Source organism: uncultured Shewanella sp. (genome assembly GCF_947497935.1).
Taxonomy (GTDB): Bacteria; Pseudomonadota; Gammaproteobacteria; order Enterobacterales; family Shewanellaceae; genus Shewanella.
In genome coordinates, this window is the sequence record NZ_CANMIO010000006.1 from 52,075 (window position 1) to 64,374 (window position 12,300).

Annotated in this window: 7 protein-coding genes; all 7 read left to right on the forward strand. The window is 48.6% G+C overall.

The window, feature by feature from the left end; all coding sequences use genetic code 11:
* Positions 1–149: 149 nt before the first annotated feature.
* A complete protein-coding gene (gene rng / locus Q1A86_RS08695; RefSeq protein WP_299805468.1) occupies positions 150–1,658 on the forward strand; it encodes a ribonuclease G in 1,509 nt (502 codons plus the stop codon).
* The gene (locus Q1A86_RS08700; RefSeq protein WP_299805470.1) at positions 1,658–5,983 is read left to right on the forward strand and encodes a YhdP family protein; all 4,326 of its coding nucleotides are present in this window, start codon (positions 1,658–1,660) and stop codon (positions 5,981–5,983) included. Before rng ends, Q1A86_RS08700 begins: the two co-directional genes overlap by 1 nt.
* Positions 5,907–6,746, forward strand: a complete 840-nt coding sequence (locus Q1A86_RS08705; RefSeq protein ID WP_299805472.1) for a carbon-nitrogen hydrolase family protein — start codon at positions 5,907–5,909, stop codon at positions 6,744–6,746. The genes Q1A86_RS08700 and Q1A86_RS08705 overlap by 77 nt, the downstream gene beginning before the upstream one ends.
* 110 nt (positions 6,747–6,856) lie before the next feature.
* Positions 6,857–8,305 carry a metalloprotease TldD gene (tldD, locus tag Q1A86_RS08710; RefSeq protein ID WP_299805474.1) on the forward strand — a complete coding sequence of 483 codons (1,449 nt, stop codon included), beginning with the start codon at positions 6,857–6,859 and terminating at the stop codon, positions 8,303–8,305.
* A gap of 448 nt (positions 8,306–8,753) precedes the next feature.
* Entirely contained in the window at positions 8,754–10,145 is a 1,392-nt protein-coding gene (locus tag Q1A86_RS08715) for a TolC family protein (protein ID WP_299805478.1), read from the forward strand.
* Positions 10,135–11,106, forward strand: coding sequence for an efflux RND transporter periplasmic adaptor subunit (locus Q1A86_RS08720; protein ID WP_299805481.1), 972 nt, complete (start codon positions 10,135–10,137; stop codon positions 11,104–11,106). Before Q1A86_RS08715 ends, Q1A86_RS08720 begins: the two co-directional genes overlap by 11 nt.
* A 29-nt stretch (positions 11,107–11,135) precedes the next feature.
* Entirely contained in the window at positions 11,136–12,299 is a 1,164-nt protein-coding gene (locus Q1A86_RS08725) for an ABC transporter permease (protein ID WP_299805483.1), read from the forward strand.
* Position 12,300 lies beyond the last annotated feature (1 nt).

The window sequence follows — 12,300 nt, forward strand, 5'->3', positions numbered from 1 at the left end:
AGTAATAACTAGGCCTGAGTAGCCAAGCTATAAAATATCAATCATTGCAGACTTTAACTCGCTGGTGGGGATGTACCTCCCCACTTCGCAGGATCACAATCTACGCCAAATCCTTTTTAAATTAGCTATTTCCCTAAGTGGGGTGAGTTGTGAGTAGAAGTCGATTCGCGCAAAACAGAGTGCAGAGAAAAATAGGCTCTGAACTCTTAATCAATGTAACACCAACCGAAGCTCGAGTAGCCTTAGTGGAGCATGGTGTTTTACAGGAAGTCCATATTGAACGCCGCATGAAGCGCGGCTTAGTTGGCAATATCTATAAGGGTAAAGTTAGTCGTGTTTTGCCCGGTATGCAGGCTGCTTTTGTCGATATCGGTTTAGATAAAGCCGCATTTTTGCATGCTTCCGATATCGTGCCCCACACAGAGTGTGTTGCCGATGTTGAGAAAGGTAACTTTGTGGTGCGCGACATTGCTGAGCTGGTGAGGCAAGGCCAAGACATCATGGTGCAGGTGGTTAAAGATCCATTAGGCACTAAAGGCGCGCGCTTAACTACCGACATTACCCTTCCTTCTCGTTACTTAGTCTTTATGCCAGGCTCAAGTCATGTTGGAGTCTCTCAGCGTATCGAGTCAGAGGAAGTCCGTGCTCGACTGAAAAAAATTACCCAGCCATTTGTTGATGACGATGGTGGCTTTATTATCCGCACCGCAGCAGAGAGTGCGGGTGAAGATGAATTGGTGCAAGATGCTGGCTTTTTAAGGCGGGTATGGGCCAAAGTTTGCGAACGTCGTAAGCGTCGTGGCGTGTCATTGCTGTATCAAGACCTTGCATTGCCTGTGCGTATCGTGCGTGACTTTGTCGGCACTGAACTGGATCAAATTCAAGTTGATTCAGCGCAAACCTATGAAGAACTGCAGCAGTTTGCACAAGAGTTTATGCCTGAGATTGCCGATAAGCTTGAGCACTACAATGGCCCAGTGCCTATTTTTGACCTATATGATGTCGAGAATGAAGTGCAGCGCGCACTCGGGCGTAAAGTTGAGCTTAAGTCTGGTGGTTACCTGATCATAGATCAAACCGAGGCCATGACCACGGTCGATATTAATACCGGGGCGTTCGTCGGTCACCGTAATCTAGAAGAAACCATCTTTAACACTAACCTCGAAGCCACTCACGCAATTGCCCGTCAGTTACGCTTACGTAATTTAGGCGGTATTATCATTATCGACTTTATCGATATGCTCAATGGCGAGCATAAGAAGCGAGTGCTAGCGAGCTTAGAAGGGGCGTTGGCTCACGACCGCGTTAAGACCAATATCAGTGGTTTCTCAGGTTTAGGCTTAGTTGAAATGACACGCAAGCGTACTCGTGAGAGTTTAGAGCATGTACTTTGTGGTGAGTGTCCGTCTTGTTTAGGTACGGGGAGCTTAAAAACGGTTGAAACGGTTTCATATGAGATCTTTAGAGAGATCATTCGCTTAAATCGTGGCTATGATGCCGATGAGTTTTTAGTTTATTGTTCGCCAGCCGTTTATCAAAGCCTAAAAGGTGATGAGAGTCATCTGCTCGGCGAGTTAGAAGTCTATATCGGTAAGCGAGTGAGGCTACAGAGCGAGCCAATGTACGCGCAGAATAAATTTGATGTGGTGATAATGTAGTGCCATCAGATACCTGTGCGCCTAAAAAGCGTTCCTTTAATTTGACACGTTTTTGCTGGCAATTTTTAGCCATTATTCTAGTGTTATTTGCGCTAATGGTCAGCCTCTTTAGGGGGCTGTTGCCGCAGCTGGATCAGGTCCGTATGGAGCTGATTGCGTTTGTCGAAGCCGAATATCGAGTCGAAGTCGAAGTCGGTCAGCTCGCGGCAGAATGGCAGGCTTATGGCCCGGCATTAACGGTTAAAAACTTTGTCTTACCCGCACAGGAAAACTTACCTGTCACCCTGCTTTTTGACCGAGTGCATGTGAAACTTGATTTCTGGCAGACGCTGATCACCGCGACACCACAGATTGAAGATGTCATCTTTGATGGCGTGAATGTTGCCTTAGATCTTGATCGATTAAAGGCGCTTGAACCTCGGGATCCTGACAGCAAGTTGCAAACGGACTGGCTCTATCAATTACTGCTTGAGCAGCTAGATCGTTTTTCGATTACCGACGCCAGATTTCAGCTTTTAAGCAAAGATCAAGACTACCGTCCTATCTTCATCAAAGATATGAAGTGGCGTAATACTAATGGCCGTCATCGCGGTGAGGGTAAGCTGTTTCTCGATCAAGATGCCTCTGAAGTTGAGCAGCTCGCACTGAGTGTGGATGTTAAGGGCAGTGGCTATCGCCCCGAATCACTCGTCGGACAATTTTATCTCGCCGCTCGCTCTCTCGATATCGGCGAGTGGGCCTCGAGACAGCCAAATCCTTTCGATACCAGCAAGCGTTTGCCGTTAGAAGGCGTGGTCAATCTACAAGCTTGGGTTGGATTTTCCAACCGGATGTTCGATGGCGCGACCGTAGAGTTCCAGCCAAGCTGGCTGGAATGGTCCTTAAATGATGAACCACAACAATTTACCATCGAGTCTGGCACACTATCTTGGCAGCCTAACCAGCAGGGTTGGTTATTAGCGAGCCAGGATCTTAACTTTTCAACCAATGAGCAGCCTTGGCCTAAGGCTCAGCTGCTTGCGAGACAGAATGAGCAAGGGATAGATGCTAGTCTCAATCAACTTGAGCTGAGCAGGTTACTGCCGCTGCTGCCTTTGATCCCAGGCGTTGAGCTTAATGGGCTTAATACGTGGCAGTCTCTAAAGCCAGCGGGTAAGGTTACTGAGTTGCGAGCACATTGGGATACTCTGCTTGAGCAGCCGCTAGTCACACTGAATTTAGAGCAGATAACCTGGCAGGCGAGTGGTGCCATTCCTGGACTGAAACCTATTGATGCCAGTTTGAAAATGTTGAATGACTCACTCAGCTTTGAGTTGCCACAGCAGCAGTATATTGTCGACTTTAATGGCGGCTTCTCGGCGCCCCTTCAATTTGCTGGGGATGCATTGACAGGTGATTTTAATTTTAGCGACTTAGGACTTTCTTTACCTAAGGTACATTTTAGTAATTCAGATCTCGATATTGATGCAGGCGTGCGACTGGAGTTTGCCAATGCAGTACATATGGCGTTACTTGCTAATATCGATATCCATGATGTTACCAAGGCGCATCGCTATTTCCCATTAAATGGCATGAGCAGCGGTCTAGTCACTTACCTTACCGAGGCGTTAAAGGCAGGTAAAACCGATGATGCGGTTGTGGTATGGCACGGTGCCTTTAGTGACTATCCTTATGCTCAACATGATGGCATTTTTCAGGCTGGCTTTACTCTGACTGAAGCTGAGTTTGAGTTTCAAAATACTTGGCCTGCCGTCGATAAGCTTAACCTGTCGGCATTCTTTGAAAACGATGCCATGGATCTCTGGGTTAACCGAGGTCAGCTACTCGATGTTAAGGCCGACGGCGCTTATATCGGTATTCCGGCCCTAGGCGAAAAGAGTCTGCTGTCGGTTAAAGCCGATCTTGCTACTAAAGCAGAAGCAGCCAATGAGGTGATCAAACAATCGCCCTTGGTTGACTCCGTAGGTGCCACCCTAGATGTGGTACAAATTGCAGGTGATATTACCGGACAGATCGATTTAAGCATTCCTCTGTATGATGGTGAGTCAGAGGTAATTAAAGGCACGGTTAACTTTAAAGACACGCCCGTCTACATCACAGAGCCTGGGATCCAGCTAGAGAAACTCACGGGACAGATCCAGTTTATTAATGATGTGGTAACGGGGACAGACCTCAATGCCATCATGTATAAGCAGCCCCTGCAACTGAGTTTCAATAGCGAGAGCATAAGCCAAAATTACGGTGTCGATGTGAGTCTGAAAGGGCAATGGCAGCTCGCCGATTTACCTGCAGAGCTCGATAATCCGTTGAGCGAGTATTATTCGGGGGAGGCCGATTGGTCTGGCGATCTTACGCTGATTTTCGATCCCATAGGTTATCGAGTTCAAGCTCGAGTGGAAACCGAGCTTATTGGCACCGAGCTTAATCTTCCTGCCCCTTTTGCTAAGCAGCAAGGTGAAGCTAAGCAGTTGGTTGCCGAGCTGATTGGTGACAATAAGCAGGCCTCTCTAGGTATAAAGCTCGACAAGCAGTTAGAGTTTTGGGGTGGTTTCGATGCCGAGTCGGGCAATGCTCTGTCGCATTTTGATCTTCTTTTAGGCCGTTTATTTAAGCCTGGAGATCAGCTACGCAAAACCCAAGGTCACTTACAGATCGATCTCGATAGCACTGAGTTTTCTCCTTGGCTGCCAATCATTCAAGGTTTTGTTAGCCAAAGTGATGTCACCAAGCTGGCGACAGATACTAGCGAACAAGAGAAGGCATCGTTCTTTCCGCCTTTAGTGTCGATCGATGCCGAGTTTAATCAATTTGATTTTATGGGGCAGCCACTAGTGGATATGTCGTTTAGCGCAGCGCCAACCGAACATGCTTGGCGTTTTGATGTGACTTCACAGCAGTTTGATGGTCGTATCGATTTTTATCCTGATTGGGTCAATCAGGGCTTAAAAGTGGTGGCGAGTAAATTCCATATGGCGCCTAAAATGCGCAGTGAAGAGAATGCGCATTATAAGTCAGATACCATCATGGCTAACCTGCCTCCGTTGGCGGTCGATGTCGATGATTTCTCCCTTTATGGTCGCTCCTTAGGCCACTTGGTACTGCAAGGTACGCCAAAGGGGGGATCCTATCAGATCCAGACCGTTTCTTTGACGACTCCAAACGTTGAGCTTAAGGGGCGAGGTGACTGGGATATGAGCGAGGGCAAGAACTTGACCTCATTTAAGCTCAACTTAGATGCCACTAAATTTGACTATCTCTCTGAGCAGCTAGGGATCGATCCTGGACTTAAGAATGCGCCAACAGAGGTCAAAGCCGAGATCTCTTGGACTGGAGCACCTTATGCGTTTTCACTCGAGACACTTAATGGTGACGTGAGCTTCGAGCTTGGCAAGGGCCATCTATCAGAAGTCAGTGATAAGGGCGCACGTATCTTCTCGCTATTTAGTTTAGATTCGCTGTTAAGAAAACTGTCCTTAGACTTTTCCGATGTCTTTGGTAAAGGCCTCTACTTTGATTCTTTTAATGGAACGTTAAAGCTAGATAATGGTGTGGTAAAGACCACTGATACCGAGATGAAGGCGGTAGCGGGCAATATGCGAGTGCGGGGTTATACCGACTTGACCACAGAAAGCCTAAATTATGATATTCGCTTCGTACCGCAACTGGCTTCGAGTGTGCCGACGGTTGTCTTGCTCAGTACCGGCGGTTGGACATTTGGTCTGGGGGCATTTGCACTGACTAAGGTGTTAGAGCCTGTGATCGAGGTGATCTCTGAGATCCGCTTTAGACTCACAGGTACCATGTCTGAGCCTAAGCTCGAGGAGCTAGAGCGTAAGAGCAAAGAGATTGAGATCCCTGAGTCAGTCCTGCCTAAGAAGGCTGTAGAGCCTGGAAGTCAGCAAGTGCCTATGGGTCCACAAGTTATGGGGAAAGTGGCCACAGGTGTGAGCGTCCAACCTGAGCTTAAGGCTGGCGCAGAGGTGACAGCTGAGCCAAAGGTTATAGCCGATCAAGGTGTGTCTGCATCAGGAGTGGAACCGAAGGCTGTTTCGCCAGCGAACACTGATTTTGTTGAAAGTCGCAAGGAGCCTGCAAAGCTAACTGTGGTTGAGAGTCAACCAAGCGAGCAGGTAGAGCAGAGTAAGACCGAGTCCGAATCGTCAATTCGTGAGTCATCACAGGGCGAGTCGCCATTGAGCGAATCGTTATTGAACGAGACATCGGACGGGAAACTAGAGGGAGATGTAGATGCAAGTCAGCCTACTGCAATGTCAAAGCAGCCGCAGCGTATTGGACAATCTAGCGTTTATCGAGTCGCAGCTTAAGCAATTACCGCGTCATAGCGATGAACCACAACTGGTGGTTTTGCCAGAATGTTGTCTGCTATTCGGCGGGCATGAAAGCCAGCAACTGCAATATGCAACCGATGCCGAGCAAAGTCCGCTAAAGCAGGCACTGTCCGAGTTAGCGAAGCGCTATCGAGTGCTGATGGTAGCGGGGAGCATTCCCATTTTAGCCGAAGATGGTAGGGTCTATAATCGCTGTTATGTATTCGATACAGACGGTAGCATTTTGGGCCAGTACGATAAGCTACACCTGTTCGATGTCGAGGTAACAGATGGCACTAAACAGTATCGCGAGAGCGATGCGTTCTGCCCAGGCGAGCAGATAGTTGTCGTTGATACACCTATGGGTAAATTGGGGCTGGCAATCTGTTATGACATACGTTTTCCCGACCTTTTTAGAGCTCTGCGAGAAGCGGGAGCCGAGCTTATTGCTGTTCCAGCCGCATTCACTAAGGTGACGGGGCAAGCCCATTGGCAGGTACTACTACAGGCCCGAGCCATCGAAACTCAATGCTTTATTTTAGGCGCAGCCCAATGGGGGCAACATAATCAGGGTAGCCGAGAGACCTGGGGGCAAAGTATGATAGTCAGCCCGTGGGGAGAGGTTATTGCGCAAAAACCGCAACAAACCGGATGGCTACAAGCGAAAGTGGATCTGCACAGTTTGCACGAGATCCGCGCTAAAATGCCTGTGATGACCCATAATCGATTTGCAGAGCCAGTGCTGAAGTCGAACGACTAAGACCAAGTACTAAGAGCAAGTCGAACTATGAATTTAAGGCAAGTTGAGGTTCACGATGTGAGGCTCAACTTGCCAAAATGTTTTATCGAATCAATATGAAGAGAGAAGAGATGCCATTTTTAACTCAAGTTGGACAGAGCTTATTGCAAGATGGGCTAGCAATAGATGATCTACAAAGCTATTTAAAGCGTATCCATAAGCATCAAATTGACTTCTCAGACCTTTATTTTCAAGGCAGCCGTCATGAATCTTGGGTACTAGAAGATGGCATCGTAAAAGACGGTAGCTTTCATATTGAACGTGGCGTGGGTGTTCGAGCTATTACTGGCGAGAAAACCGGTTTTGCTTACGCCGATGAAATTACCCCAGCGGCACTAGAGGCCGCTGCTACGGCGGCGCGTGGTATCGCTATCGCTGGTGGTGAAGGTAAGGTCAACGCTTGGAAGCAGCAGCAGAGCAAGGCGCTTTACATTAGCTCAGATCCTATCGCCGCGATGGAAGAAGTGAAGAAGATTGAGCTGCTTAAGCAGGCTGATGCGTATATTCGCAGCCTAGACAGCCGCATTATTCAGGTTGTGGTGAGTTTGTCTGGTGTCCATGAAGAGATCTTAGTGGCGGCGAGTGACGGTACTTTAGCGGCAGATATTCGTCCGTTAGTGCGCTTTAACTGTAGCGTGATCTTAGAAGAAGACGGCAAGCGTGAACGCGGCGCATCTGGTGGCGGTGGACGTCACGATTACAGTGTGTTGCTTGAAGATGATGCTGACGGCTTACCATACTGTTTCGGTTTTGCCCGTGAAGCCGTGCGTCAAGCGCAAGTGAATTTACAAGCCATCGATGCTCCAGCAGGCGAAATGCCTGTTGTACTCGGTGCAGGCTGGCCTGGTGTGCTACTGCACGAAGCCGTAGGTCACGGCCTAGAAGGCGACTTTAACCGTAAAGGCAGCAGCGCCTTTAGTGGTAAGGTCGGCCTGCAGGTGGCGTCTGATTTAGTGACAGTGGTTGACGATGGCACCCTAGCTAATCGACGCGGATCATTAACTATCGACGATGAAGGTGTACCTACTCAGAAGACAGTACTGATCGAAAACGGGATCTTAAAAGGCTACATGCAAGACAAGCTTAACGCACGCTTGATGGGCGAGCTGTCTACGGGTAACGGCCGTCGTGAGTCTTATGCTCATCTGCCGATGCCACGTATGACCAATACCTATATGGAAGCGGGCGAATCAGATCCTGCTGAGATCATCAAATCGGTTAAGAAAGGTGTGTACGCGCCTAACTTTGGCGGCGGTCAGGTCGATATCACTTCGGGTAAGTTTGTATTCTCTGCGTCAGAAGCTTACTTGATTGAAAATGGCGAGATCACTCAACCGATTAAAGGTGCAACTCTGATTGGCAACGGGCCAGAGTCGATGAGCCAGATCTCTATGGTAGGTAACGACTTGGCCTTAGATAAGGGCGTGGGTGTCTGTGGTAAAGATGGTCAAAGTGTTCCTGTCGGTGTGGGTCAACCTACATTGAAGCTAGACAAGTTGACCGTTGGCGGTACGGCGTAAGCCCAAAGTGTAATATTCATTGGCGTCGGCCAGCCAAGATTAAAACTGGATAAGTTGACCGTTGACCGTTGACCGTTGACCGTTGGCGGTACGGCGTAAGCTCAAAGTGTAATATTCATTGGTGTGGGTCAACCTACATTGATGCTAGACAAGTTGACCGTTGGCGGTACGGCGTAAGCCCAAAGTGTAATATTCATTGGTGTGGGTCAACCTACATTGAAGCTAGACAAGTTGACCGTTGGCGGTACGGCGTAAGCCCAAAGTGTAATATTCATTGGCGTCGGCCAGCCAAGATTAAAACTGGATAAATTGACCGTTGGTGGTACAGCTTAGTCAACGGCAGAAAAGCTAGGATTTAGCGAACAAATAATCGACTAAGTCCTAGCGAGCAAAACTTAGCAATGCTAGTATCTACTAATTAATTAGAGTAAATACTCTAGAGGTGTCGATGAAACGTTCGTTGTGTGCTCTTTTGCTAGTCTTGCCGTTAACCGCTCAGGCCAAAACCATGGCCTTCGACCAGGCATGGCAGCAGCTGATTACCGTCAGTGATAAACTGCAAGCGGGGGCTCAAGAGGTCAATCGTGCAGCGGCCGAACGAGATGCGGGTGAAGATATGAACCTGCCGTCGATTAACCTCACTGGTAGCTATACGCGCTTAGAAAAACCGATAGAGTTAGATCTACGGGATCTAAATCCGCTTGCTTCCCTCGATCCCGCAAGCTTACCGCCAGCTCTTGGTGGCGCTCTCGCTGGGATCCCGGGTTCAATGTTTGTCACTCCCTTTACCGAACAAGATATCTTTCGCTCAAGCCTACAGGCTATGTGGCCTATCTACACGGGCGGAAAAATTACTGCGGCTCAAGGGATCCACGAAGCCCATGTTGCCGAGAAAGAGCAGCAACTGAAGCTGACAACTCGCGATCTATTTGTGCAGTTGGTCGATAGGTACTATGCGGTGGCCGTGACTGAGGCGCTAGCACAAACACAATCTGAGCTGGTGGACTCACTCACGCTACACGCATCTCAAGCTGAAAAGCTGGAAGAGCAAGGGCAAATAGCCAAGGTGGAGCGACTCAATGCGCAAGTCGCATTGGAAAATGCTCGCGTCAGTTATGGCAGTGCAAAACGTCAGTCTGAAATGGCGATGATCGCCTTGTCTAGAATGCTGCATGAGCGAGCTGTCGATACCACCTCGCCATTATTTATGTTGCACAGTGCACCCTCATTACCGCAATTGACGCAGCTCACTCTTAATCAACATCCGGCATTGAGGTTACTCGAAGCTAAAGAAGAGCAGGCCCAAGGCTTGGTTGATGTTGAGAAAGGCAGCTATTTACCGACAGTTTTTCTCTATGGTAATTACACTCTCTACGAAGATGACAGCCTATTTGCCCAGATCGAACCCGATTGGATGCTAGGTGTTGGGGTTACCGTGCCACTACTGAGCCGTGATGGGCGTGGTGGAAAGGTCGAGGCGGCTAAGAGCGCATTATTACAAGCTAGGTACACCAAGGCGCAGACCCAGCAAGATCTGAGCTTATTGTTGGATCAGAGCTATCGTCAGTTATTGCAGGCGCAAGAAGAGGTGGTGTCGTTAAACACTTCCATGAGCCTAGCGCAAGAGAATAAAAGGCTTCGAGATATCGCCTTTAAGCAGGGCCTGTCGACCTCAATCGAAAAGGTGGATGCGGAGCTAAAGCTTAACGCGGTCGCCACCCAGCAGCTTGGGGCACAATATCGATATGTACAAGCATACGCAAGACTGATGGCGATAAGCGGTCAGGTTGATGAATTTATAGGTAGAAGTATTAAGCAAGGGGACACCAATGCGTACTAATCGCATCTTGGCCGCAGTGGCATTCATCGTTTTAATTGGCGCTCTGGTATATGGATTAATCTTGGCTTATTCACCTAAGCCACAAATGCTACAAGGGCAGATTGAGGCGCGTGAATATAACATCTCCTCAAAAGTGCCTGGTCGAGTCGAAGAAGTATTGGTTCGTCGCGGTGACAAGGTTACTGAGGGCGATCTGTTATATGCGATCTACAGCCCAGAGCTAAAAGCTAAGTTGATGCAGGCTGAAGGTGGCCGTGATGCCGCGCTGGCCATGCAGCAAGAAGCGGACAATGGGGCGCGTAAGCAGCAAGTCGCCGCTTCTAAAGAGCAGTGGCTAAAAGCACAAGCAGCGGCTAAGTTGGCCCGCACCACCTTCGATCGCGTCGAAGTGCTATTTAACGAAGGTGTACTCGCAAGGCAGAAGCGTGATGAAGCCTTTACTCAGTGGCAAGCGGCTAATTATACCGAGCAAGCTGCACTGGCCATGTACCAGATGACAGATGAAGGCGCTCGAGTTGAAACCAAGGCCGCAGCTGCAGGTAATGCGCGTATGGCCGAAGGCGCAGTTAACGAAGTCTCAGCCATTCTTGCTGATAGCCAAATGCGTTCACCTAAAACCGGTGAGATAAGTGAAGTACTGCTGCAGGCGGGAGAGTTGGCCCCAAGTGGCTTCCCTGTGGTCAGTTTAATCGACATGAATGATGCCTGGGCTGTGTTCCAAGTGCGTGAAGATCTGTTAAAGCAGTTTAAGCAAGGTGATGTGCTTAAATTAACTATCCCTGCACTGGCTCGAGAAGTGGAATTCACAGTGAGTCATATTAGCGTTATGGGGGACTTTGCTACTTGGCGTGCAACTGAAAGTGGCCATGACTTCGATATGCGGACTTTTGAGGTGGAGTTGCGCCCGAATGAAGCTATTGCAGATTTAAGAGTGGGTATGTCGGTTCTGTTCACGCTTTAAGTGGTGAGGGCTACTATGAGGTTAAGGCTGTGATAAAGGCGCTTAAGAGAGAGTTCTCCGCCCTGTTGGACGACCCGTGGCAGTTGGCGTTAATTAGTTATATTCCACTGCTGAGCATCATCGGGCTATGGCTATTATTTAGTGCAGGTCTGCCAAGACAGCTTCCTGTTGCTGTGGTTGATCTGGATAACAGCCAAGTGAGTCGATCTTTGGCACGTCAATTACAAGCTAACCCAGTGACTAAACCTGTAAGTTATAGCGAGCTTTCAAGTGCAGAAGCGGCAATGAAGCAAGGAGAGGTTTATGCCTTGCTGGTTTTGCCCTATGGCCTTAACCGCGATCTACTTACCGCTAAAACGCCAATCATTGATATCCGTTATAACAGTCAATTCCTGCTAGTGGGTAAGTTATTATCAAGCCAGCTATTAGCCACTATGGCTGATGGGTTGAAACCTTTGGGTGAGCTGAAACTGCTGGCTGCTGGGGTCTCGCCTGAACGAGTTGCAGTTAACCTCAGCCCTGTCAGTAGTCAAACAACGGCGCTATTTAATCGTAATACTAACTATGTGGGCTTTTTAGTGCCCCCAGTGTTGATTGCGCTACTGCAGCTTTTGGCCATGATGGTGTTTGCTAATAGCCTTAATCGGGAACTGCGCTGGAATACGACTAAGCAGTGGTATGAGCTTGGCTTGTGGAAAGTGATTGCGGCTAAGGTGTTATTTTATACTCCGCTGGTATTGCTCCATGGTAGCTTTATTTTAGCGCTTATTTATCTGTTTCTTGAGCTTCCTATCGCAGGTAGCATAGCTGTGATCTTGTTGGCGCAAACCGTGATGTTATTGGCCGTTTGGTTGATGGTACTCACCATCTTCTTTGCCTTAAAAGATAGCGCGAGAGTGATAAGCTTCTGTACCGCTATGTTTGCCCCGGCGTTTGCGTTTATGGGGGTGACTTTTCCTGTGCATGAGATGCCTATCCTTGCCCAGTGGTGGCGAGTCATTATGCCGACCAGTCATTATATTGAAACCCATATAGCGGTTGTCAGCTATGGCCAAGGACTGCTTGCTAGCCTTAGCCAAATGACGGGCTACTGGGGATTTTTATTGCTGTTAATTCCAATCGCTGTTTTGGCTAAAAAAGACTTTCCCGTGACTGAAGAGAGCGAGCTCTGTACGCTGGTAAAGGAGCAATAAG

Bases quoted from the DNA above. Each gene is read 5' to 3' on its own strand.
- tldD (WP_299805474.1), top strand. From the start codon at position 6,857: ATGCCATTTTTAACTCAAGTTGGACAGAGCTTATTGCAAGATGGGCTA.
- Q1A86_RS08720 (WP_299805481.1), top strand. From the start codon at position 10,135: ATGCGTACTAATCGCATCTTGGCCGCAGTGGCATTCATCGTTTTAATT.
- Q1A86_RS08705 (WP_299805472.1), top strand. From the start codon at position 5,907: ATGCAAGTCAGCCTACTGCAATGTCAAAGCAGCCGCAGCGTATTGGAC.
- Q1A86_RS08715 (WP_299805478.1), top strand. From the start codon at position 8,754: ATGAAACGTTCGTTGTGTGCTCTTTTGCTAGTCTTGCCGTTAACCGCT.